Genomic DNA, 23,995 nt, shown 5'->3' with positions numbered 1-23,995 from the left:
TAATCAGGGCTTTTTTGACGAATCAATTCAAATTACTTCGCGAAGTTGATGATTGGGAAGCACTTGAAGAAACCGTTATCTGCACAGTTGATCAGACCAATCTGAACACCGTCGATCGTGTTGGTTTTGTTGAAGAAACCAAACTGGAAGTTAGACTTGTTTGAGAAGCTAGCAAGACCGATATCAGCCATTGTATAGCCTTCAGAGTAGTTCACTGCACTCCAGTTCAGACCTTTCACATCGTTAGTTACGTTAACGGCACCAAGGTTAACACCCGTTGTTGAACCAGTATTCCAGTTGAAGATACCTAGAGAAGCACCTTTCATCTCTTGAGTTACTTTAGACGCACCAAAGAATAGACCGAAGTTCACACCTGTTGTACGTTGAGTTTCAGACATACCTAGTACAGAGAAGTCGACACCTTTTACTTCATTCACTTGACCATGAAGTACTGCTAAACGAACACCACCAACTGCATTTGCATCTGGTGCGTTAAAGCCGTTTAGTGATGAGAACATAACTGGCGTGCTGTCTGCTAACGCCATTGGTGAAGCTACCGCTGCTGCCACTGCTAGGGCTGAAATGACTTTTTTCATTATATTGTCTCCACTGACATTTTCTTGTTGTCGAATAATAAGTTTAGACGATGCTAAAAAGGACAACCATACGATTTGTCAGTGAAATGTCATATTCAGCAACATTCTCACAAATTACTTGGTTATTATTGAACCAGATACAAAAAAAGCCGAAGGTTTCCCTTCGGCTTGTCAGAACATTCTGATGCGAATTACATCATGCCAGGCATGCCACCCATACCGCCCATATCAGGCATTGCTGGAGCATCTTTCTGAGGAATATCTGTTACCATTGCTTCCGTTGTGATCATTAGACCCGCAACAGATGCAGCAAACTGAAGTGCAGAACGCGTTACTTTTGTTGGGTCTAGAATACCCATCTCTAGCATATCGCCGTACTCACCCGTTGCCGCATTGTAACCGTAGCTACCTTCACCCGCTTTCACGTTGTTCGCTACTACAGACTCTTCGTCACCTGCGTTTGCAGTGATTTGACGAATTGGTGCTTCCATTGCGCGAAGTGCAACGCGGATACCCACTGTTTGCTCTTCGTTGTCACCTTCAAGACCAGCAACTTTAGATGCCGCACGGATAAGTGCAACACCACCACCAGCCACTACGCCTTCTTCAACAGCAGCACGAGTAGCGTGAAGTGCGTCTTCTACTCGGTCTTTCTTCTCTTTCATTTCAACTTCAGTTGCAGCACCAACTTTGATAACAGCGACACCACCAGCAAGTTTAGCGACACGCTCTTGAAGTTTCTCTTTATCGTAGTCAGACGTTGCTTCTTCGATTTGTTGACGAATTTGTGCAACACGACCTTGAATCATCGCTTCTTCACCCGCGCCATCGATGATGGTTGAGTTTTCTTTAGTGATGGTTACACGCTTAGCTTGACCTAGATCTTCTAGCGTCACTTTCTCAAGGTCTAGACCGATTTCTTCAGAAATTACTGTACCGCCAGTTAGGATAGCGATGTCTTGAAGCATAGACTTACGACGGTCACCGAAACCAGGTGCTTTAACCGCCGCTACTTTTACGATACCGCGCATGTTGTTCACAACAAGTGTTGCTAGCGCTTCGCCTTCTACGTCTTCTGCAATGATAAGCAGCGGACGAGATGCTTTAGCTACTGCTTCAAGAGTTGGTAGAAGTTCACGGATGTTTGACACTTTCTTATCGATAAGAAGAATGAACGGGCTCTCTAGATCAACGCTACCAGCTTCTTGGTTGTTGATGAAATAAGGAGATAGGTAACCACGATCGAACTGCATACCTTCTACTACGTCTAGCTCATCTTGTAGAGCCTGACCTTCTTCAACAGTAATAACGCCATCACGACCTACTTTTTCCATTGCTTCAGCAATGATGTTACCAACCGTAGAGTCAGAGTTTGCAGAGATAGTACCAACCTGAGCAATCGCTTTGGTGTCTTTACACTCAACAGACAGAGCTTTTAGCTCTTCAACTGCAGCTGCGACAGCTTTATCGATACCGCGCTTAAGGTCCATTGGGTTCATGCCAGCAGCAACCGCTTTCAGGCCTTCAGAAATGATAGATTGAGCCAGTACAGTAGCAGTTGTTGTACCGTCACCTGCAGCATCGTTAGCTTGAGAAGCAACTTCTTTCACCATTTGTGCGCCCATGTTCTGGAACTTGTCTTCCAGTTCAATTTCACGCGCAACAGATACACCATCTTTAGTGATGGTTGGTGCACCAAAAGATTTGTCTAGAACTACGTTACGACCTTTAGGGCCTAGCGTAACTTTTACTGCGTCAGCTAGAACGTTTACACCTTCTAGCATTTTGATTCGTGCGTCGTTGCCAAACTTAACGTCTTTAGCAGCCATTGTTATTTCCTTATCTAAATTCAGTGGATAGCTTGTTTAGAGTAAAAAATTACTCAACGTCTACTTAATTATTCAACGATAGCCATGATGTCATTTTCAGACATGATCAGAACTTCTTTACCGTCGATCTTTTCTGTTTTCGTGCCGTAGCCTTCAGCAAAGATAACCGTATCACCTACTTTCACGTCCAATGGCTGTACTGTACCGTTTTCTAGGATGCGGCCTTTGCCCACAGCCAAAACAGTACCACGTGTCGATTTTTCTGCAGCAGAACCAGTTAGAACGATGCCGCCAGCAGATTTAGATTCAACTTCTTGGCGCTCAACGATAACTCGGTCGTGTAGAGGACGGATATTCATCGGTCGATTCTCCTGATTATTTTCCATTTAGCTTATTAGATAGCCTTCAAGGCCTTGTGTTGAATATGTTGGGGGCGTTTTCTACGATCCCAAGGGCAGCATGCCAAAAAATTGTGACAAAAATAACGAAAATGAGCTTTGGCTAGTGAATGACCTCCCTTACCAAACCCATTCTCGCACCAACTCATCAATTGCTGTATTCTAAGCGCCTGTTTCATCAGCACTGAATGCCATGCAAGATAAACACGGCCTACTTTCCGCTCCCATCTCTACTGTCCTTAGAAACATGACTGTTCCTATGGTATTTGGCATGGTTGCGATCTTGGCATTTAACCTCGTTGATACCTTCTTTATATCGCTGCTTGGCACACAAGCACTGGCCGCCATCAGCTTTACTTTTCCGGTTACATTTGGGGTCAATTGCATCACTATGGGTATTGGTATGGGACTCTCTACCAATATTGGGCGATTACTGGGACAAGGAAATACTCAAAACGCGGCTCGTTTTGCCACTCACGGATTACTGCTCGCGGTGGTACTCGTGACCATTGCTTCAGCATTCGGGCTGCTGACCATAGAACCACTATTCAAACTACTTGGTGCTAGCGATGACATCATTCCATTAATCAGCGAGTACATGGTGATCTGGTATTTAACGGTACCATTGCTGGTTATTCCGATGGCGGGAAACAGTGCGATTCGAGCTACTGGTGATACCAAAACCCCCGCAAAAATCATGATGCTGTCCGGTTTCATTAATGGCGTGCTCGACCCTCTGTTGATCTTTGGTATAGGCCCTTTCCCAGAGTTGGGCATTCAAGGTGCTGCCATTGCTAGCGGCATTGCTTGGTTTGGCGCCCTGTTTGGCTCGCTGTTTGTACTCATCAAACGCGAAAAGTTATTGGGTAAGCTCAAACCTACGGAAATTTGGCAAGATTGGATCGCTATATTACGCATTGGAACACCATCAGGACTATCAACGGCCATGTCTCCGATCTCAGGTGCAATTTTAATGAAGATGCTGTCTTCTCATGGCACCGCTGCGGTCGCCGCTTATGGAGCTGCACAGCGTGTTGAGTCGATTCTAATTTTGGTTTTAATCTCGCTAAGCTCTGCACTAACGCCATTTATGTCACAGAACTTTGGCGCCAAACAGCCTGATCGAAGTTTTGCCGGCTTATTTTTGAGTATGCGGTTTTCGATCGTATTCCAGCTGTTTATCTTCGCAATGATGGTACCACTCAGCATTCCAATTTCTGCGCTGTTTTCCCAAGAACAAGCCGTAAGAGATATTCTTTGGCATTACTTACTCGTAGTACCATTCAGCTATGGATTCCAAGGGATCATCATGATGCTGGGTAGTGGTATGAATGCGTTACACGAACCAAACAAAGCCTTTATGTGGAGTGCGATGAGACTGTTTGTCTTCACCTTGCCAGCCGCGGCCCTAGGTAGCCATTATTATGATGTCGAAGGCATGTTTATTGGCGTTGCAGTCGGTAATGTTCTAGGCGGAATATTGGCGTATCTTTATGCGCTTGGTGTGAGAAAAAAACATCTGTACCAAGCCAGTTAAAAATAAAGCCAAGGCTGATACCTTGGCTCTACGTTTTTGATTCATTTCTCAGGCTTGTTTAAATACCATCACCGCCCATAAAGGTTTGTGACTTACCGTTAAATTGCTGATCCATATCTAGTGATGGTTTATCGGTTTTCGGTTTACCGACAATCTTTGCAGGAACACCAGCAGCAGTAGTATGCGGAGGTACTGGCTGAAGTACCACAGAGCAAGAACCAATTTTGGCTCCCTTACCGACTTCAATATTACCTAGAATCTTCGCCCCAGCGCCAATCATAACGCCTTCACGGATCTTAGGATGTCGATCACCACACTCTTTACCAGTACCGCCTAGTGTGACGTTCTGCAAGATGGAAACATCATTTTCAACGACAGCGGTCTCACCAATAACAATGCCGGTGGCGTGGTCAAGCATGATGCCTTTACCAATGCGAGCCGCAGGGTGGATGTCTACCTGACACGCAACGGATATTTGGTTTTGTAAATAGGTCGCAAGAGCCATACGCCCTTGATTCCATAGCCAATTGGCAACACGATAGCCTTGTAGTGCATGGTAGCCTTTCAGATAAAGTAGCGGCATTGAGTACATGGCAACCGCAGGATCTCGGTTCACTGTCGCACAAATGTCACAAGCAGCTGCATCAGTAATTGATGGATCAGCATTAAACGCTTGCTCAACCACTTCACGTACTGCCATTGCTGGCATTGACGCGGTCTTCAGCTTATTGGCTAAAATGTAGCTTAATGCTGCACCAAAGCTTTCGTGGTTGATTATGGTGGCATGATAGAAACTCGCAAGCATCGGCTCTTGCTCTGCTTGCTCGCGCGCTTCTCTTACAATGCACTCCCAGACATTCTTCTTTTCACAGTGTTTCATTTCTTGTCCTACGACTGGTACTCAATCACCAACAGAGCGTTATTGTTGCTCCGCTTTTTTATCCCTAGCAAGCAAATCTTGCGCTGCAAGTCTTGCGTCTTTACCTTGATACAGTACTTGATAGATTTGGTCAACAATTGGCATTTCCACACCCATGCGCTGAGATAACAACCATACCTCTTTAGTATTGCGGTAGCCTTCAACAACCTGACCGATCTCTGTCTGAGCCGTATCCACATCTTTACCCTGACCAAGTGCCAAACCAAAACGGCGGTTACGAGACTGGTTATCAGTACACGTCAGGACTAGATCACCAAGACCTGCCATACCCATAAAGGTATCCGGCTTAGCACCCAAGGCAGCACCTAGACGTGTCATTTCAGCTAGACCTCGGGTAATCAGCGCGGTACGTGCGTTTGCACCAAAACCGATGCCGTCCGACATACCTGCACCAATCGCAATCACGTTTTTCACCGCACCGCCCAATTGCATGCCAGTAAAGTCATCGTTGGCATAAACACGGAAGGTTTTACTACAGTGGATTTTTTCTTGAAGATCAGCTACAAACTCAGCATTTGGAGAGGCCACGGCAATCGCAGTTGGAAGTCCCGCCGCCAACTCTTTGGCAAAAGTAGGTCCAGAAAGCACTGCCAACGGATAGTCATCACCAATAATGTCATGAGCAACATCCTTCAACAATCGACCCGTTTCAGGCTCTAGACCCTTGGTTGCCCAGCAGATGCGGCTGTCTTGACGAAGATGAGGCTTGATACTGTTAAGCACAATACCAAATACATGGCTCGGTACCACAACCAAAAGATCGCGACTGGCTTGAACGGCTTTGTTCAAGTCAGACTCGACAATCAACGTTTCTGGAAATTCAATCCCAGGCAAGAACTCATGATTGGCTCTGTCTGCTTCAAGCTTCACCATGTGTTCAGGCTCGTGTCCCCAAATCACCACGTTTGCTCCGTTACGAGCAAGAGAGATCGCCAATGAGGTTCCATAAGAACCGGCACCGATAACGGTCATTGCGATTTCTTTTCCATATGCGTTATTCATAACACCACCAAATTTTCGTTATGGCTCAATGTAGTTAGTCTACTCCGTACGGAGCAAATAAAAAATGCACATCGCGATGCGCTGTGCATTTTTATTAGCTAAGTCTATTCACTTCGCTTACTCGTGCAGAAAATATGTTCTGCGAAAAAGGCTTAAGCTTCTGCTTGGCCTTCTTGTTGAGCTTGCTGTTGTAAGTAGTTCATGAACAGAGCGTCAAAGTTAACTGGCGCTAGGTTCAGTTGAGGGAACGTACCTTTCATCGTTAGGCTAGAAATAGTTTCACGAGCATATGGGAATAGGATGTTCGGGCAGAACGCGCCTAAGCAATGTGCAAGTTGACCTGCTTCCATCTGCTCAGCAGTGAAAATACCGCCTTGTTGAACTTCACATAGGAATGCTGTGTCTTCTGCGTTTTTCACAGTCACAGTTAGGCGAAGAACAACTTCATAGATGCCTTGGCCTAGTTCACGGCTTTGAGTGTCAAGATCTAGCTTAACATCTGGGTTCCAATCTTTCTGGAACATATCTGGCGAGTTTGGCGCTTCAAAAGATACGTCTTTTAGAAAGATGCGTTGGATTGCGAAGTTTTGTTGTGCTTCTTGTGGAGCTGCTTCAGCCATGATGTTTTTCCTTAAATACGTCTAAAATTGTCAAAAACGTTTATGAGTTGTCTTGCAGACTATCCGAGCCAATCTTCTATGACTAGGCGAGCCGTTAATTCCGTGGCACTTATCACATCCCTTAGTCATAACTGCCGCGAAATTACTCAAAATTCTCGATTACTTTTTGCCTTTGATCAGTGGCAGGTTCGCTTCGCTCCATGCCGTCAGACCATTTTTCAGCAAGTAAACTTTCTCAAACCCTGCTTTAGCTAGCAGATTCGCGCTCTCTTGCGCTGTTTGACCAGTCTTACATACAACAATGATTGGGTCTGATTTATGGTTTTCAAGGCTTGGGATTGAACCTGACTTAATATCAGATGGCAGCACATTTACCGAGTCAGTAATATGGCCACGCTTGAAGTCGTCTTTTGAACGAATATCAACCACTAAACCATTCTCACGGTTCATCATATGAGTCACTTGCGCAGCCGATACTTCTTTATATGCAGCATTTGCTGATTTGAAGATGTTGGCAATCAGAGCGACGAATAGTGCAACCCACACTAGTGCCATGATCATGTTTTGTTGAAAAAATTCTAAATACTCTTGCATAGCTTGCGCTCTTAATAGTTGAACATTAAATCAGTCGAGGAGTATAGCGGCTTAGTCGTGCTCTGGCGAGAGGGGAAAATGTTTCGAACAAAGAATTGAGATCCCTCTCCTCAACCCAGGCGACATTACTATTGCAGAGATAGAGAAAACCAATTAGCCAAACCTGCTAGTAAAGGCGTATTAATAGAAACAAAGGCGAGGAATCATCCAAAAATAGCGTCTATGATTACCTCACGCGGAAAACTATTAGTGGTTTCAACTGTCCAAAACTGAAAACAAGTAACGGCAATCACAAACATTATTTGATCTGCCACTACAGTTTTGGTTAAAAAGTGTAGTAAAATTACGCTAATTTGTTTTCTGTAAAGTTACTATCGATTTGACGAGGTTATAACTATGTCAGCTAAGAAGCCAATGGCTCTAGTGATTCTTGACGGTTGGGGTTACCGTGAAGACAACGCAAGCAACGCAATCAACAACGCAAAAACTCCAGTTATGGACGGCTTGTGGGCAAACAATCCACGTACACTAATTTCGGCTTCTGGCATGGACGTAGGTCTACCGGATGGTCAAATGGGTAACTCAGAAGTGGGTCACACCAATATTGGTGCTGGTCGCGTGGTATACCAAGACCTTACTCGCATCACAAAATCTATTACTGACGGTGAATTCGGTCAAAACGAAATCCTTGTTGCGGCAATGGATAAAGCTATCGCAGCAGGTAAAGCGGTTCACCTAATGGGTCTTATGTCTCCAGGTGGCGTTCACTCTCACGAAGATCACATCTACGCTGCAGTGAAAATGGCAGCAGAGCGTGGCGCAGAGAAAATCTACCTACACTGCTTCCTAGACGGTCGTGACACACCACCACGTAGCGCGGAAGGTTCACTGCAACGTTTTGACGCTCTATTTGCAGAGCTAGGCAAAGGCCGTGTAGCGTCTCTTGTTGGTCGTTACTATGCAATGGATCGTGATAACAACTGGGATCGCGTAGAAAAAGCGTACGACCTACTGACTCAAGCAGAAGGTGCCTTCACATTTGATTCTGCAGTTGCAGGTCTAGAAGCGGCTTACTCTCGTGATGAAAACGATGAATTCGTTGCACCAACAGAAATTCGTGCAGAAGGCCAAGAGTCAGCTGCTATCGTTGATGGCGATGCCGTTATCTTCATGAACTACCGTGCTGACCGTGCTCGTGAAATTACTCGTGCATTCGTACCTGCATTTGATGGTTTCGAGCGTAAAGTCTTCCCAGCGGTTGACTTCGTTATGCTGACTCAATACGCAGCTGATATCCCACTTGCGTGTGCATTCCCACCAGCCTCTCTTGAAAACACTTACGGTGAGTGGCTATCTAAAGCAGGCAAGACTCAGCTACGTATTTCTGAGACAGAAAAGTACGCACACGTCACTTTCTTCTTCAACGGTGGTGTTGAAACTGAATTTAACGGTGAAGAGCGTCAACTTGTTGCTTCTCCAAAAGTAGCTACATACGACCTACAACCAGAAATGAGCTCTGAAGAGCTGACTGAAAAAATGGTTGCGGCTATCAAGTCAGGTAAATACGACACTATTATCTGTAACTATCCAAACGCAGATATGGTTGGCCATACAGGCGTATACGAAGCCGCTGAGCAAGCGATTGAAGCTCTAGACGCAAGTGTAGGTAAAGTGGTTGAAGCGATTAAAGAAGTTGGCGGTCAAATGCTAATCACTGCTGACCACGGTAACGCTGAAATGATGGTGGACCCTGAGACAGGTGGTACTCACACTGCTCACACTAACCTACCAGTACCGCTGATCTACGTTGGTGATAAAGCGGTTGAGTTCAAAGAAGGTGGTAAGCTGTCTGATCTAGCTCCAACTATGCTTTCTATGACTGGCATGGAAATTCCAGCAGAAATGTCTGGCGACGTACTGGTTAAGTAATCAGCTTCGCAAAGTAATGACATAAGCTTGATAAAACGCCGGTGCATACGCATCGGCGTTTTTGTATGCTTGCACCTCTGGCCCTAAGTGTGGATATAATGGTGGTTGCGCATCTGGGCACGAACAGACTTGGTCGGTATTTTTAACGGAAGTAGAATGAAACCCAATAATAAAACGCCTTTCATCCCCTCTATATCGGCATGGATTCTTAGCATCGGGCTTGTTACGTACCCGACTCTCACTTTAGCCAATCAAAATGAACTGACTGGCGTAAAGAGCGAAATTACACGCCAACAGAAAGAACTGTCTGCGCAGCAAAAAGAGCTCGATAAATTACAAAAGTCTTTGCGTCAACAAGAAGTCGGCATTTCTAACATTGAGAAAGAGATAAAATCGACCACCGCTCAACTTGCTCAAGCTAATCGCAACCTCGATAGTTTTCATCAACAAGTCGAAGAGCTCACCGAGCAGAAAAAACAACAGCAAAAGATCCTCGCCGAGTTGGTGCAAACCTATTACGTGACCAAGCAGAACAACTCAGCCTCGAGTGTGTTTAGTACTAATCCAGATGAAGACCGTATTAGCCAGTACTACCAATATCTTGCCAAAGCACGTGCTGAGACTTTGGAGAAATTAGCACAAACTGAACTGGAGCTGGCAGAAAGTGAACGTGCCCTTGAGCTTGAACGTAATCAAATTGCACAATTACTCGAGCAACAAAAAGACAAGCGAAACTCTCTTGCGAAAAACCAAGCCAGTCGCAAAAGTACGGTATCTAAAATCAGAAAGAGCATCTCAAGCGATAAGACCTACCTAGCTGAACTGCAGCGTAATGAAACACGCTTGAAGGCGGAAATTGCTAAAGCCGCTAAGCGCAATCAAGTACCTATGGATGGTCTGGCTCGACAGAAAGGTAAGCTGCCTTGGCCGGTGAAAGGGAAAGTTCTACATAGCTTTGGGACCAAGCAAACTGGACAAGTGAACTGGAAAGGCATGGTTATTCAAGCTAATTACGGAGAATCTATAAAGTCTGTGTATTCTGGTACTGTCGTCTTCGCCGACTACCTACGCGGCTATGGACTGGTAGTACTATTGGACCATGGTAAAGGTGACATGACGCTTTATGGTTATAACCAGACATTGCTGAAAAAAGAAGGGGATAAAGTCTCCGCAGGAGAGACCATCGCACTTGCTGGTGACACGGGCGGTCAATCAAGCTCATCGCTGTATTTCGAAATCCGCCGCAACAGTAAAGTACAAAACCCAAAAAGCTGGCTAAAACGATAACGTAAAGCCAAGTGTGGGTACTTAGCGATAACACTCTTGAGCGACTTGAATCAGTCGCTCTACCTCATGCTCTGGCAACTCATTGATGCCCCCTGCCGCCTCTCGCCCACCACCTGTGGCGAACTGACTACAAATCTCAGCAGCGCCTTGCTTATTGTTCAGCGGAGCCCTAACTGAAACGGTATAACTAGCGCTTTTGCTCGAGCCGCTTCTCGGCACTAACGAAATATGAGCTTGGTCAGGCGCTTCATTCGCCAAGCGATTTATCCAAGTCCCCGACATTCTCCTCGCCGCTGGCGTTGCTGGCAGCTTTACCACTTTCAAGATGTCCGACTCAAAGACAGTTTCCGTTCCCTCTAACGCTATTTCATCACTCTCAAACGCCGATTTAAGAGTGTAATACGGAGAAGAGGCGTCTTTCTGGCAATCAAACGGGTCAGGGTACGCCAATAACGCCTGATAAAGGATGACTGGGTCAAAATGCAGATCAGCTAAGCTCTCTCCATAACCGTTGTAATTCACCAAGGTTCCTAATTGCTTGAGAAAGTGTCGTTGCTCGTGCGTGAGTTTAAGCTCATTCGCTAAATGCTCAGCACTACTCAACATATTATCTCCATAGGCCGCAGCAATCGCCCAAGTTCGATACTGACCTTGTAATAGCTTATCTACAATCAGTGCGGTGCACGTATTGGCATCAAGGTCGATATGTGCATCCAAAATGTCGCTGTGGGGAATAGTTGATGCTTTGTGGTGATCGATATAAGTAATAGGCACATTATGATCCAAAAGCTCATCTAAGGCGTTTTGGTTTTTATCCATGGAGATGTCGAGCACTGTAACAGAGCCTGCTTCTGCGACGGGGACTCGTTGTAACAGCGCAATATCACGCTTAATCCCTGAGATCAGCTGTGTTTCTTTCGGCTGAGCTAATCGCAATTGCAGCAATGACAAAATACCATCGGCATCACCATTGAATACATCATAGTGTGCTTTTGCTTTCATTTCGTTATCAGCCATCCCGTCGTCACTCTCCAATTAATCTGGTGTCTAAAACAACAAACCCTACTAAGATAGCAGGGTTTGTAACAAGATGAATTGGCTATATATCATGCCGTTAGAGCGAGCGACTGTCTGTCGACCCCATCATTTTCACACCATCTTCTAGTAGAGACAGCTGTTCACGACCTTTTGCCGTTGATAGTGGCTTCACGACATTAATCATGTGTAACATACCCTGCTGAATTACCTCTTCAGTAATTTGAGTCTTCGGTGACATCGCCGATTGGTAGCTCAACCAACCAACCGCCATCATATGCAGAGTGGTCACCAATGACTTAAGTTCTTTCTCGTTAATCGTCAATAAATCGAGTTCAACAAAGGCTCTTAGGATATTAACTAAGTTACCCTGCAATCGCTCCTGAACCTCAATATACTCTTCGTGCAGCTTAGGATCACGTTGCAGAATCTCTGGCAGGTTGGCGTAGAAGAAACGATATTTCCACATTAGATTAAAGATAGAATCAAGATAGTGCTTGAGGAGCGCCAAACTTTCTTGCTGACCTTGGATAGGAGTAAAACGTTCAATGAGCTCTTGCGAATATAGCGCAAAGATCTCTCTCACTATCTCTTGTTTATTGCGAAAGTGGTAATAGAGGTTACCTGGGCTAATCTCGATATGAGCAGCAATATGGTTGGTCGTCACGTTGCGCTCGCCATCTAAATTAAATAAGTCGAGGGCGGCATACACTATTTTGTCACGTGTTTTCATTCTAACTTTTCCTTTCCCTAGTTGGGGTTAGTATACGTGCTCAAGTTGTGTACGAAAAGTCATGAGACGGTGAGTCGCACTGGTTAGACCAAATGATATAAAAAAAGCACTCAAATGAGTGCTTTCGAATACGTTTGACGAATGAATTACTCTACTTCGTCCATTTTACCAAGCAGGTTACGAATACGCTCTTGCCATTGGCCGTGCTCACGTTGCATTTGCTCAGTCTTTTGAACCAATTCTTCACGGCTATTACGTAGCTCTTCCGCTTGATTTGCTAGTTGCACTTTTTCTTCTTTCAGTTCTTCAACTTCCATTTGAAGAAGCGCGATTGTGTCAACTGCAGTTTGAATTTTTGCTTCTAGTTGTTCCAGTACTTCAAAAGACATCTCGGCCTACCCTTAATTTAATTCTGTGACATGAAAAGACTTCATACTCTATATTGTCCCATTCTACTCAGCATAGAGAAGATAGACACGCCCTATATTGCAGATTTTTCACCATTCGGTCAAAAAAGCATCGCAAAATGACATAAGCTTTACCTAAAACTTGTCAAACCTTCCCTGTTATCACTTTACTCTGACCTTTCTCCCTGCACTTTCTCAATGAGTAATCATAACTTAGCGACAAGATAGCGACCAAAACCACAAAAAAGCAAACGTTTCCTTTTGGATATGCTAGAATTCGCGCCATAAATCCTTTTGTCATTTTTCATTTAATTGGAGTCAGTATGAAGCGCGATTTAGCAATGGCTTTTTCACGAGTTACCGAAGGTGCCGCCCTAGCAGGTTATAAATGGCTTGGACGTGGCGACAAGAATGCTGCGGATGGTGCCGCAGTAGAAGTCATGCGCAGCCTACTGAACAAAACCGATATCGAAGGTGAAATCGTTATTGGTGAAGGTGAGATTGATGATGCACCTATGCTGTATATCGGTGAGCAAGTTGGTATTGGTGGTGACGCTGTTGATATCGCGGTTGACCCTATTGAAGGTACTCGCATGACAGCAATGGGCCAGTCGAATGCACTTGCTGTTCTAGCCGCTGGTGAAAAAGGCAGCTTCTTGAAAGCACCTGATATGTACATGGAAAAGTTGGTAGTAGGCCCGGGCGCTAAAGGGGTTATCGACCTAGAAAAACCACTTTCTGAAAACTTAACCAACATTGCAGCGGCCTTAGGCAAATCTCTTGATACGCTTGTGGTTACGACACTGGCAAAGCCACGTCATGATGACGTTATCGCTGAAATGCAAGCCATGGGCGTACGTGTTTTTGCTGTGCCAGATGGTGATGTAGCCGCGTCTATTCTGACTTGTATGCCGGATAGTGAAGTAGATGTTATGTATTGCATTGGTGGCGCACCAGAAGGCGTAGTGTCTGCCGCTGTTATTCGTGCTCTAGATGGTGACATGCATGGTCGCTTACTTCCACGTCATGAAGTGAAAGGCGATAACGAAGAAAATCGTAAAGCGGGTGAACTTGAACTTGAGCGCTGCGCACAAATGGGTGTCAAAGCCAACATTGTGCTTCGCATGGAAGACATGGCACGTAGTGACAATGTGGTGTTCTCGGCAACAGGCATTACTAAAGGTGACCTGCTTGAAGGCATCACACGTCAGGGCAATATCGCGACCAGTGAAACACTGCTTATTCGTGGCCGCTGCCGTACTATTCGCCGTATTAAATCAACGCACTATTTAGAGCGTAAAGACCCAGAGATTCGCGATATCATCTTATAATCGCCATTATTGAGATAAAGCGCTGGCTGTAGCCAGCGTTTTTTTCATCTATTATGAAGATAGTAAATAATTTGCTTTATTAACCTTATTCGCCATAATACCCCAACTATCGTTATCCATAGGCTGATTTAAGAGAAACGGACGCACTAATGAAAGCCACTGACCAAATTATTGACATCATAAAACGAGAAGGCGCAGTCACCGCTAAACAGATTGCTTCACGTTTAAACATCACCACGATGGGCGCTAGGCAACATTTGCAGGGCCTAGAAGAGGAAGGATTTCTACGTTTTGAAGATGTTAAAGTTAAAGTAGGTCGACCGAATCGACATTGGTCACTCACTGCCAAAGGGCATGCCCAGTTTTCCGATCGCCACAGTGATTTAACGGTTCAGTTTATTGATGCAATTGAACAAGTGTTTGGTACTGAAGGACTCAATAAAGTATCCAAAGAGCGCGAAACAAACACCCTCGCGACTTATCGTCCTCATTTTGACAGCCTTCCCGACCTACAAAGTAAAGTAGAGAAACTCACTGAACTGCGCGATAAGGATGGGTACATGGCTGAATTTCAACAGGTTGAAGATGGTTTTGTCTTAATTGAAAATCACTGCCCAATCTGTAAAGCCGCACAACGCTGTGAAACTCTGTGTCAGTCTGAGCTGAATGTCTTTCAAGCCCTCGTTGGTAACGATATTTCGGTTCAACGAGACGAACATATTGTTCAAGGTGCTCGTCGCTGCGTATATATCTTTAGCAACAGAAGCTAACTTCAATAAACAGCTCATAGCAACGCTGCTGGCTCGTCTCACTCCTGAGACTATTTACAGTTTTATTTTGTCTTTTCTCATTAACTCCTACGCTGATTATATGCATGGAGATTCTTTTGGTGAGGAACGTACATGGTAACGCCTATTACTCTACCGTCATTCGATGAACTAGCCGCAATGGCCAAGGACAACCCCGAGAAGTTGAGTCGACTGCGTCACGACTTGTCCCAGCAGTTTATCGCTACCTGTTCTGATGAGATGCAGCCTCGACTGCACGCTCAACAATCTCACATTGAACGGGTTTTACAGCGCGCCAAAAACCCCATTCACGCCAATGTGTTATTACGTCAAGAATTGCATCGTCAAATCGTTAAATTCTCGCAAGCCTTAAATGGAGAAGCGTCAGAGAGCAACAAAAGCGCCGATATTTTGCCTTTCTCTAAACCTGAAGAATGGCGCTAAACCAACAAAAAAGGGAAGCCATGCTTCCCTTTTTGATTGTTCGTCAATTTTATTGAGGCTCACGTCCATACTGGTTTTCGCCTTCTGTGCCTTTCATAAAGCCACATTCAACTAATATCCACAAACCACAAGCCAGCGCAGCAAAGGAGATAACACTTTGTACCATGGACGGCTGAGCTGCGGTTGCTGGATCCAATGTCGGCAGGCTCATTCGACCAAAGACCAATGGGATATTCAACAATAGCCACCAACTCGATTTATTACGATCATGCCAACGCTTTGCCGTAATCGCCAAATCTGGAATCAAGATAATGAGCAAGAAGATTGGCAACAAAATATGTACCAATGCAGGGAAGAGCACGTTCATACCTTGAGCAAAAATCATAATGGCAAGGTAATAACAGACATTCCACATCCAGAATGTTTTGCGTCCCACACGACCTTGAAACGAAAACAGTAACGATTTAAACGACATCACATAATCTCTTTTAATTGGTAATTTTTTGAAAACAGCTTTTATCCATATCACGAACATTGACCGTCAAGCTCTTGATATGTCCCGCCTGCTCTCGAAGTACTTCCATTAACTTTCTCGAAAGCTCTCTTTTCTGTTCCTCAGTGCGACCTGACAAAAGTTCAAAGCTAATATGAACAAAATCTTCACTGTCTCCATACTCACCAATCAACCAATTGTGGCTACGTAAAGAGCGTGATTTCACAGAATCTTTCTCGAATAATCCACAGTTTAGCGTGACTCTGTGTAAGTCTTCCAGCAACCCCTGAACATTCAGTCTTTCGTCCGCTGTATTTGAGTACTCTAGTACAAGGTTTGGCATGGTACATCCCTATTTTTAACCATCAAGCGACAAGGTATAACAAGCTATAAGGAAAATTCCGAGAAGTATTCTATTATTCTGTTTACTGGATCACTGAGGTGAGCTTCTGGGCTTGTTTACTAGGATAAAACGTCAAAGCGATAAAGAAATGACCCCAATCATGATCTACATGAATTAATCTGTTATATTCTTTCGTAATCACGTTTATTTTTTACATTCGTTTTTTACAAACACTGATTTTGGAGAAAATCTCATGCGTCAACCTGTAGTTATGGGTAACTGGAAACTCAACGGCAGCAAAGCAATGGTAACTGAGCTGCTAACTGGCCTAAACGCTGAACTTGAAGGCGTAACTGGTGTAGACGTGGCGGTAGCTCCACCTGCACTATACATCGACCTAGCAGAGCGCGTAATCGCTGAAGGCGGCAACAAGATCATTCTTGGTGCACAAAACACAGACCTAAACAACAGCGGTGCATTCACTGGCGACATGTCTCCAGAAATGCTTAAAGACTTTGGTGCTTCTCACATCATCATTGGTCACTCAGAGCGTCGTGAATACCACAACGAATCTGACGAGTTCATCGCTAAGAAATTTGCTTTCCTAAAAGAAAATGGCCTGAAGCCAGTTTTCTGTATCGGTGAATCTGAAGCTCAAAACGAAGCGGGCGAAACTGAAGCAGTTTGTGCACGTCAAATCAACGCAGTAATCGACGCATACGGTGTTGAAGCGCTAAACGACGCTATCATCGCATACGAGCCAATCTGGGCTATCGGTACTGGTAAAGCAGCAACAGCTGAAGATGCGCAACGCATCCACGCTTCTATCCGCGCTCTAATCGCAGAAAAAGACGCTGCAGTTGCTGAGCAAGTAATCATTCAATACGGTGGTTCTGTTAAGCCAGAGAACGCTGAAGCATACTTCTCACAACCAGACATCGACGGTGCTCTAGTTGGTGGTGCATCTCTAGATGCTAAGAGCTTCGCAGCAATCGCTAAAGCAGCGGCAGCAGCAAAAGCTAAGTAATCGCTTATCGCATTACTGAAAAACAGGCTCATTCGAGCCTGTTTTTTTATGCCTTCATTTTATTGAGGCAAATAAAAACCGCGACTTAAGCCGCGGTTTTTATCTTTAGAATCGCTGTCAGTTAGAACAACTCTTCTGCAACCTTGAATAGGTCATCGCGAACTGGACGCTTCATGTTCTCGATCGCATCAATGATGTCATGGTGTACCAATTGCTCTTTCTGGATACCCACACAACGACCACCATGACCTTCCATTAGAAGGTGTACTGCATAGTTACCCATGCGAGACGCTAGTACGCGGTCAAACGCAGTTGGACGACCACCACGTTGGATGTGACCTAGAACCGTTGCACGAGTTTCACGACCAGTTGCAGTCTCAATTTCTTTAGCCAGCTCGTTAGCATCCATCATAAGCTCAGTCAACGCGATAATAGCGTGCTTCTTACCTTTCGCAATACCGTCTTGGATATTGTTGATAAGCTGATCTTTGTTCAAGCCAGTTTCTGGTGTGATGATGTACTCACAACCACCAGCAATCGCAGACATAAGCGTTAAGTCACCGCAATGGCGACCCATGATTTCAACGATTGAGATGCGTTGGTGAGATGAAGACGTATCACGTAGACGGTCAATCGCATCAATAACAGTGTTAAGCGCAGTCAGATAACCAATGGTGTAGTCAGTACCTGCGATATCGTTATCGATAGTGCCTGGTAGACCAATACATGGGTAACCCATTTCAGTCAGCTTCTTCGCACCCATGTACGAACCGTCACCACCGATAACTACTAGAGCATCGATACCGTGTTTCTTAAGGTTTTCAATCGCTTTTTCGCGGACTTCCACTTCTTTAAACTCTGGGAAGCGTGCAGAACCTAAGAAAGTGCCACCACGGTTAATAACGTCAGAAACGCTTGAACGATCCAGCTTTTGGATGCGGTCTTCGTACAGACCTAGGTAACCGTCGTATACGCCGTATACTTCTAAATCCGCTGACAAAGCCGTACGAACTACGCCACGTACCGCAGCATTCATACCTGGTGCATCACCACCACTTGTCAAAACACCGATTTTCTTAATCATGCTCACCCTCGATTTGGCAATCTAATTTCAATTTTGAGTGCACCGCCTGGTAGCGATACACGGAATTTGTTGTTATTGCTACGATTTTTCGATGTGTTCCCCAAAACATCACCGACGTAACTTTATTACTTATGTAAGAGTATTACAGTTTATAAGAACTATTGTGTTGATTCACATCAGAATCGCACTTTTTTATCATGAGCCTTGATAATAGACAATCGATTTTGAAGTTGCCATTCTCAATGCTTTCACAGTCACTTTTGTTTACGTATTGGTTACCAGCCCTGCTCTTTTTGCTGTTTTTCTTCCGACAGTACAACAGAGTATGGATCTTGATGGATAATGACATCCGCTTCAGGAAACTCCAGCATTAATCGCTCTTCTGCACAATCGGCAATTTTATGAGCATCAATCAGGCGCAAGTTATCATCTAACTCTAAATGCAGTTGAATAAAACGCACTGGTCCAGACATTCGTGTTCGTAGTTGGTGGACGCCGATGACACCTTCAACCTCGTTACACACTTCTCGAATTCTGACGAGTTCCTCTTCGGGAAGCTGCCTATCAAGCAATGACTGTATTGCTTCATAAGCCATCTTAACGGCGCTTACCAGTATGAAGATACCAATGCCGATGGCAAATACTGAGTCTGCTTGACCTATGCCATACCAACTCAAGGCGAGCGCGATCATAATAGCGGCGTTCATATACAAGTCAGTTTGATAGTGTAACGAGTCCGCCGCTATCGCCTGACTGCCTGTTTCGCGCACCACGTATTTCTGAAATGCAACTAGACCAGAGGTGACCACTAGCGCAAAAAAGCTGACATAGATGCCAAGCTCAGGCGAATTCAATTCATGAGGTCTAAAGAATCGTTCAACACCGTTTAAGATAAGAAAGCAAGCGGAGCCAGAAATGAACATAGCTTGTGCTAGAGCAGCTAACGACTCCGCCTTACCATGCCCAAAAGTATGTTCTTTGTCAGCAGGTTGCAGTGAGTAACGCACCACCAGCAAGTTAACCACTGATGCTGCAATATCTAGCAGTGAGTCGATCACTGACGCTAGCAGACTAACAGAACCTGTTATCCACCATGTAACCACTTTGGTAATAAGAAGGATAGTCGCGATCGTGGTAGCAGCCCATGCTGCGGTAGTCACCAACTTAGCGTAGTTGCCCTTTGTCATGCTTGCACTCGTTCCCTGTCTTGTTGCTAACGCGGTATAAGTATACTGATAAATGATGACAAAAATAGAAAAAGCGTGCTGGATGTCACACCAAATGGTGACAAATATTCGGACAAGGCTCTGAAGACAGAATTCTTTAGTGCATCGTATAAACAAAAGCCCCTCTGACTAGGAAGCTCAGAGGGGCTATATATTATCGAGCCAAGATTTCGTTATAATTACTGAGCAGCACGCTTCTCCGCACGAGACTCCATTTTAGAGAAACACTTTTCCATTCGCTCTTGCTGAAGCTCTTTGAACTTCACTTTTTGCTCTGGCGTTAGAATATTAAGCATTTCATGTTGCTTCTCAAGCATTTGAACACGACGCTCTGTTTGTTGCTGTACCATTTCTGAAGCCAGAGCGTTCGCTGCATCCGCATCAAAGTTGTCAGCAAGTACTAGATCTTGCATCTTTTGTTGGCGAGCTTGCATTTCTGCTTTCTTAGCAGCAAAGTCACCCGAGAATTTCGCTTTCATGGCTTCTTTGTTTGCCTGACGAAGTTCTTTCATTTGCTCTTTCTGAGCATCCGTCAAGTCAAGTTCACGGAACATACGCTTACCATCGAAGCCACCGCACATCCCTTCGCCGCCTTTACCATGATGACCACCTTTGCCACCACCGTATGCCAATGCGCTTGCTGAACCTAATGCTAGTGGAAGAACCGTTGCAGCGATAACCAGTTTTTTTGAAAATTTCATAATCTTTACCCTTATGTGATTCATACCATGGCTGCCTCTGCAGCGCTTGAGTATAGAATAGGGTCTGGTGAGTAAAGTAACGTACAGTGAGCGTAAAGAATCGTAAAGATCGCTTTTTCTGATATTTAACGCTTTATTATTACAAGGCACAGGACAAGATAGAGGTAGTTTATGGCACACATACTTATCATTGATGACGATACCGAGCTAACCAGCTTACTTAAAGACATCTTGAGCTTTGAAGGATTTGAGATCTCTGAGGCTAATGACGGAATCGCCGGATTAGAAGCAATGCATCAGGATATCGATCTGGTATTGATGGATGTCATGATGCCACGGCTCAATGGTATGGATACCCTAAAGAAACTACGCGAAAAGTGGGAAACCCCTGTTTTGATGCTGACGGCTAAAGGTGAGGAAATAGATCGTGTTATCGGTCTAGAGCTTGGCGCCGATGACTACTTACCGAAACCGTTTAGTGATCGAGAACTGCTCGCTCGCATTAAAGCGATTCTTCGCCGCACTCAATCTAAGCCAGAATCAGCCACTGCTGATTGCCTTTCGTTCGACGACATTCAAGTTTTCCCAGGCAAACAAGAAGCTCACTGCCAAGGGCAGTTACTGGACTTAACTACTACAGAGTTTGCACTGTTACACTATTTCGTACAAAAACCAGGGGAGACCTTAACCAAAGAGTCTCTCAGTCTTGATGTGCTAGGGAAAAGGTTGTCTGCTTTCGATCGCGCCGTCGATATGCATGTCTCGAATTTACGTAAAAAACTCCCAGAAAAAGCCGATGGCAAACCACGTATCAAGACACTACGTGGACGCGGATATTTGTTGGTTAAGGAGTAATGATGAAACTGCCCAAGATAACCAGCCTTTATGGCCGTATCTTTGCCATATTCTGGTTTACCATGTTGTTGGTCCTCATTGCGGTACTTGCTTTGCCGCACCTTGATCCGCGCGTCACTAAAGAGATCTCCGGAGAGCCACTACAACAGTTATTGTCCTTAAGAGATAAAGTAGAGAAACGTTTTGAAGGACAAACCAACCTTGGGCGCATTATCTATCAGCTTGATAAACCTGAACCTAAACATATGGGTAACCGTAAGCCACGTAGCCCAAGTATGTTTATCGTCGATCAAGAAGGTAATATTCTCAGTACGCAAAAACACCCAGATTTTAAGACCAAAATCCTCAAGAATTTTATCACCTCTGTCGACTCATTCGATACACCGATGCAGAAATTGTATGGCCGCTACATGCTCGCAGGTCCCGTTCCAATTAAGTTAGCCAACCAAGATTTTTATCTTTATATAGGCTTACGTTGGACTGAGCCGCCACCGTTCTTACTGCGAATGTTTGATAAGCCATTCCAACTGCTATTTGCCGTGATGGCGGTCAGTACCCCACTACTCTTGTGGCTCGCATGGGCACTAAGCCAACCCGCAAGAAGATTGGAGCGTGCAGCGAAGCGAGTGGCAAACGGTGAGTTCAAACAGGATCCTGAGTTGGAAAAAGGCACATCCGAGTTCAAGCAAGCAGGCAGCAGCTTTAACCAAATGGTAATGGCCGTAAATCAAATGATCTCTGGACAGCAGCGTTTATTGTCCGATATTTCTCATGAACTACGCTCGCCACTCACTCGCTTGAGAATGGCAACGGCACTCGCAACTCGTAAGCAAGGTGAAAGCCAAGAACTGTTGCGTATTGATACTGAAGCACAACGGTTAGAACAGATGATTGGCGAGCTTTTAGAGCTGTCACGCATGAACACTGACAGCCATGTAACACGCGAATCACAACCAGCTAGCAGCTTATGGGAAGAGATCTTCAGCGATGCGGAGTTTGAAGCAGAGCAAGTAGGCAAGACCTTACGCTTTACCACTATCCCAGACGTCACAGTCACTGGTAACCCAAAACTGCTCATGAGTGCTATTGAGAACATCGTAAGAAATGCCATTCGCTACGGCACAACCACTATTGATATTACCCTGTCTACTCATAAAGAGACATTGCTGATTACTGTGGAGGATGACGGTCCAGGCGTACCAGATGACGAGCTACAAGATATTTTCCGTCCTTTCTACCGCGTATCAACAGCTCGCGATAGAGATTCCGGAGGCACGGGTTTGGGACTTGCTATAACACAGAGCGCAATCTTGCAGCATAGTGGTCAGATAACAGCATCGCGAAGCCATTTAGGAGGTTTAAAGATGCATGTTGAGCTCCCGCTATAAAGTCGGCACGAAACTGACATTGTATTTATACTCAAATAGGCGCGGTATGTGGTAGCCTCGACGTCTTGCTCAAACACAGAATAAAGAGAACTCAGCCGATGAAAATCTTCAGCAACTTTGAAAGTGGCAATATCCAAGTCGTCAAAGCCGATGACAAAGATGATATCCAAGTTAAAATCGTCAACGACAATCAGTCAGAATTTTATCAGTGGTTTCACTTTCGCTTGGAGTCAACACCTGAGCTAGCACACACTATTAAGATCATAGACTTAGCTAATTCAGCCTATCCAGAGGGCTGGAAGGGATACGATATTGTCGCGTCCTACGATCGTGAGGAGTGGTTCCGTATTCCTTGTGACTTTGACGGTGACACCTTGAGCTGTAGCTTCCTTCCAGAGAGAAGCTCAATGTACTTCGCTTACTTTGCTCCCTACAGCTACGATCGTCATCTCGACTTATTGCACATGGCTCAAAACGAGCACCACTGCACCCTTGAAACTCTAGGCCATACTCTTGATGGTAACGATATGTCGTTGCTAACGTTTGGTGAGCCAGAAGAAGGTAAGAAGAACATTTGGATCATTGCACGCCAGCATCCAGGTGAGTCTATGGCGGAATGGTTTATTGAAGGCCTAATTCAGCGTCTTGTTGATGACAGCGACACCGCCGCTCAAGCCTTACTTGAGCAAGCCGTTGTGTATGTGGTACCAAATATGAACCCTGATGGCAGCATTCGCGGCCACCTTAGAACCAATGCAGTGGGCGTGAACCTTAACCGTGAATGGCAAACGCCTTCTATGGAACAGAGCCCTGAAGTCTATCTAGTACGTGAACGTATGCGGCAAACCGGTGTGGATATGTTCCTTGATATTCACGGTGACGAAGCAATTCCATACAACTTTGCTGCTGGCTCTGAAGGGATCCCATCTTATGATGAGCGCTTAGCATCACTGGAATCAGCGTTCAAACAGGCACTACTGACTATCACACCTGAGTTCCAAGACGACTACGGCTATGATAAGGATGAACCGGGTAAGGCTAACCTAACGGTTGGCTCTAATTGGGTTGCAGAGCAATTTAAGTGCTTGTCTTACACCATTGAAATGCCATTTAAGGATAACAACAACTATCCAGATCCTTTCTACGGTTGGTCACCAGAACGAAGTATTATGTTTGGTCGTGATATGTTGGCAGCGACATTAGCGGTCACTGATAAGCTGTAATCTGGGAACGAACATCGTTTTTTTGTTCTCTCGTCATTACCTATTTACATATGCATGTGCAAGCAGGAATTTTCTTAAGGTCGAGTGATCGCTTTAGGTAGATCCCTGCCTGCGCAGGGATGACGCGATTATCAAGGTGACGTTATGCTTCGGGATGACGTCATTATTGTAATTAGTCGCCTCAC

25 protein-coding genes are annotated in these 23,995 nt (G+C 45.0%); 10 read left to right on the top strand and 15 right to left on the bottom strand.

Annotated features, from left to right (window positions below):
* Window positions 1–32: 32 nt before the first annotated feature.
* The 3 genes from HOP38_RS00485 to HOP38_RS00475 form a co-directional block, all read right to left on the bottom strand.
* Window positions 33–596 (bottom strand): VC2662 family protein, encoded by a 564-nt coding sequence (locus tag HOP38_RS00485; protein ID WP_006075442.1) that lies wholly within the window; start codon window positions 594–596, stop codon window positions 33–35.
* Window positions 597–787: 191 nt separating this feature from the next.
* Window positions 788–2,425, bottom strand: a complete 1,638-nt coding sequence (groL, locus tag HOP38_RS00480) for a chaperonin GroEL (RefSeq protein ID WP_038223798.1) — start codon at window positions 2,423–2,425, stop codon at window positions 788–790.
* Window positions 2,426–2,493: 68 nt separating this feature from the next.
* Window positions 2,494–2,784, bottom strand: a complete 291-nt coding sequence (locus tag HOP38_RS00475) for a co-chaperone GroES (protein ID WP_031493033.1) — start codon at window positions 2,782–2,784, stop codon at window positions 2,494–2,496.
* 232 nt (window positions 2,785–3,016) lie between these two features.
* On the opposite strand from HOP38_RS00475, the gene HOP38_RS00470 reads away from it, so the two are divergent.
* Window positions 3,017–4,360: an MATE family efflux transporter gene (locus HOP38_RS00470; protein WP_198557248.1), complete on the top strand. Its 1,344-nt coding sequence runs from the start codon at window positions 3,017–3,019 to the stop codon at window positions 4,358–4,360.
* 58 nt (window positions 4,361–4,418) lie between these two features.
* On the opposite strand, the gene cysE is transcribed toward HOP38_RS00470, so the two are convergent.
* The 4 genes from cysE to HOP38_RS00450 all read right to left on the bottom strand — a co-directional run bounded on the left by cysE (window position 4,419) and on the right by HOP38_RS00450 (window position 7,516).
* The gene (gene cysE / locus HOP38_RS00465) at window positions 4,419–5,240 is read right to left on the bottom strand and encodes a serine O-acetyltransferase (RefSeq protein WP_038223802.1); all 822 of its coding nucleotides are present in this window, start codon (window positions 5,238–5,240) and stop codon (window positions 4,419–4,421) included.
* Window positions 5,241–5,279: 39 nt separating this feature from the next.
* Entirely contained in the window at window positions 5,280–6,302 is a 1,023-nt protein-coding gene (gpsA, locus tag HOP38_RS00460) for an NAD(P)H-dependent glycerol-3-phosphate dehydrogenase (protein ID WP_031493036.1), read from the bottom strand.
* 152 nt (window positions 6,303–6,454) lie between these two features.
* Window positions 6,455–6,922 carry a protein-export chaperone SecB gene (gene secB / locus HOP38_RS00455; RefSeq protein ID WP_031493038.1) on the bottom strand — a complete coding sequence of 156 codons (468 nt, stop codon included), beginning with the start codon at window positions 6,920–6,922 and terminating at the stop codon, window positions 6,455–6,457.
* A gap of 159 nt (window positions 6,923–7,081) precedes the next feature.
* Window positions 7,082–7,516 carry a rhodanese-like domain-containing protein gene (locus HOP38_RS00450; protein WP_031493039.1) on the bottom strand — a complete coding sequence of 145 codons (435 nt, stop codon included), beginning with the start codon at window positions 7,514–7,516 and terminating at the stop codon, window positions 7,082–7,084.
* A 396-nt stretch (window positions 7,517–7,912) separates the two neighbouring features.
* On the opposite strand from HOP38_RS00450, the gene gpmM reads away from it, so the two are divergent.
* Entirely contained in the window at window positions 7,913–9,445 is a 1,533-nt protein-coding gene (gene gpmM / locus HOP38_RS00445) for a 2,3-bisphosphoglycerate-independent phosphoglycerate mutase (protein WP_006075491.1), read from the top strand.
* Between the two features lie 156 nt (window positions 9,446–9,601).
* Entirely contained in the window at window positions 9,602–10,732 is a 1,131-nt protein-coding gene (locus tag HOP38_RS00440; RefSeq protein ID WP_038223809.1) for a murein hydrolase activator EnvC family protein, read from the top strand.
* Between the two features lie 21 nt (window positions 10,733–10,753).
* Here HOP38_RS00440 and HOP38_RS00435 read toward each other — a convergent pair whose 3' ends face one another.
* The 3 genes from HOP38_RS00435 to zapB form a co-directional block, all read right to left on the bottom strand.
* On the bottom strand, window positions 10,754–11,749 hold the full coding sequence (locus HOP38_RS00435) for a hypothetical protein (RefSeq protein WP_031493041.1): 996 nt from the start codon (window positions 11,747–11,749) through the stop codon (window positions 10,754–10,756).
* A 97-nt stretch (window positions 11,750–11,846) separates the two neighbouring features.
* Window positions 11,847–12,500 carry a TetR/AcrR family transcriptional regulator gene (locus HOP38_RS00430; RefSeq protein WP_006075488.1) on the bottom strand — a complete coding sequence of 218 codons (654 nt, stop codon included), beginning with the start codon at window positions 12,498–12,500 and terminating at the stop codon, window positions 11,847–11,849.
* Between the two features lie 146 nt (window positions 12,501–12,646).
* A complete protein-coding gene (zapB, locus tag HOP38_RS00425) occupies window positions 12,647–12,889 on the bottom strand; it encodes a cell division protein ZapB (RefSeq protein WP_006075487.1) in 243 nt (80 codons plus the stop codon).
* Window positions 12,890–13,230: 341 nt separating this feature from the next.
* Here zapB and glpX point away from each other — a divergent pair, with 341 nt between their 5' ends.
* The 3 genes from glpX to HOP38_RS00410 all read left to right on the top strand — a co-directional run bounded on the left by glpX (window position 13,231) and on the right by HOP38_RS00410 (window position 15,470).
* Entirely contained in the window at window positions 13,231–14,238 is a 1,008-nt protein-coding gene (glpX, locus tag HOP38_RS00420) for a class II fructose-bisphosphatase (protein WP_006075486.1), read from the top strand.
* A 149-nt stretch (window positions 14,239–14,387) separates the two neighbouring features.
* A complete protein-coding gene (locus tag HOP38_RS00415) occupies window positions 14,388–15,008 on the top strand; it encodes a helix-turn-helix transcriptional regulator (protein WP_006075485.1) in 621 nt (206 codons plus the stop codon).
* A gap of 132 nt (window positions 15,009–15,140) precedes the next feature.
* On the top strand, window positions 15,141–15,470 hold the full coding sequence (locus HOP38_RS00410; RefSeq protein ID WP_038223815.1) for a DUF3135 domain-containing protein: 330 nt from the start codon (window positions 15,141–15,143) through the stop codon (window positions 15,468–15,470).
* 49 nt (window positions 15,471–15,519) lie between these two features.
* Here the strand turns inward: HOP38_RS00410 and HOP38_RS00405 are convergent, their stop codons facing one another.
* Both HOP38_RS00405 and HOP38_RS00400 read right to left on the bottom strand, forming a co-directional pair.
* Window positions 15,520–15,945, bottom strand: coding sequence for a DUF805 domain-containing protein (locus HOP38_RS00405; RefSeq protein ID WP_062461756.1), 426 nt, complete (start codon window positions 15,943–15,945; stop codon window positions 15,520–15,522).
* A gap of 13 nt (window positions 15,946–15,958) precedes the next feature.
* Window positions 15,959–16,306, bottom strand: coding sequence for a 5-carboxymethyl-2-hydroxymuconate Delta-isomerase (locus HOP38_RS00400; protein WP_038223817.1), 348 nt, complete (start codon window positions 16,304–16,306; stop codon window positions 15,959–15,961).
* Between the two features lie 253 nt (window positions 16,307–16,559).
* On the opposite strand from HOP38_RS00400, the gene tpiA reads away from it, so the two are divergent.
* Window positions 16,560–17,333 carry a triose-phosphate isomerase gene (tpiA, locus tag HOP38_RS00395; RefSeq protein ID WP_006075481.1) on the top strand — a complete coding sequence of 258 codons (774 nt, stop codon included), beginning with the start codon at window positions 16,560–16,562 and terminating at the stop codon, window positions 17,331–17,333.
* 121 nt (window positions 17,334–17,454) lie between these two features.
* On the opposite strand, the gene pfkA is transcribed toward tpiA, so the two are convergent.
* From pfkA to HOP38_RS00380, 3 genes are all read right to left on the bottom strand, one after another.
* A complete protein-coding gene (pfkA, locus tag HOP38_RS00390; RefSeq protein WP_062461752.1) occupies window positions 17,455–18,417 on the bottom strand; it encodes a 6-phosphofructokinase in 963 nt (320 codons plus the stop codon).
* A gap of 275 nt (window positions 18,418–18,692) precedes the next feature.
* Window positions 18,693–19,604 (bottom strand): CDF family cation-efflux transporter FieF, encoded by a 912-nt coding sequence (gene fieF, locus HOP38_RS00385; RefSeq protein WP_124940533.1) that lies wholly within the window; start codon window positions 19,602–19,604, stop codon window positions 18,693–18,695.
* A gap of 218 nt (window positions 19,605–19,822) precedes the next feature.
* Window positions 19,823–20,344 (bottom strand): CpxP family protein, encoded by a 522-nt coding sequence (locus HOP38_RS00380; RefSeq protein ID WP_107307343.1) that lies wholly within the window; start codon window positions 20,342–20,344, stop codon window positions 19,823–19,825.
* Between the two features lie 171 nt (window positions 20,345–20,515).
* On the opposite strand from HOP38_RS00380, the gene HOP38_RS00375 reads away from it, so the two are divergent.
* From HOP38_RS00375 to HOP38_RS00365, 3 genes are all read left to right on the top strand, one after another.
* Entirely contained in the window at window positions 20,516–21,199 is a 684-nt protein-coding gene (locus HOP38_RS00375) for a response regulator (RefSeq protein WP_124940532.1), read from the top strand.
* 2 nt (window positions 21,200–21,201) lie between these two features.
* On the top strand, window positions 21,202–22,587 hold the full coding sequence (gene cpxA / locus HOP38_RS00370) for an envelope stress sensor histidine kinase CpxA (RefSeq protein WP_124941211.1): 1,386 nt from the start codon (window positions 21,202–21,204) through the stop codon (window positions 22,585–22,587).
* 98 nt (window positions 22,588–22,685) lie between these two features.
* Window positions 22,686–23,810 (top strand): M14 family metallopeptidase, encoded by a 1,125-nt coding sequence (locus HOP38_RS00365; protein ID WP_198557247.1) that lies wholly within the window; start codon window positions 22,686–22,688, stop codon window positions 23,808–23,810.
* Window positions 23,811–23,995: the final 185 nt, after the last annotated feature.

This window comes from Vibrio mediterranei (assembly GCF_013364395.1).
GTDB classification, from domain to species: Bacteria; Pseudomonadota; Gammaproteobacteria; order Enterobacterales; family Vibrionaceae; genus Vibrio; species Vibrio mediterranei.
This window is presented reverse-complemented; position numbering and strand designations above follow the sequence as displayed.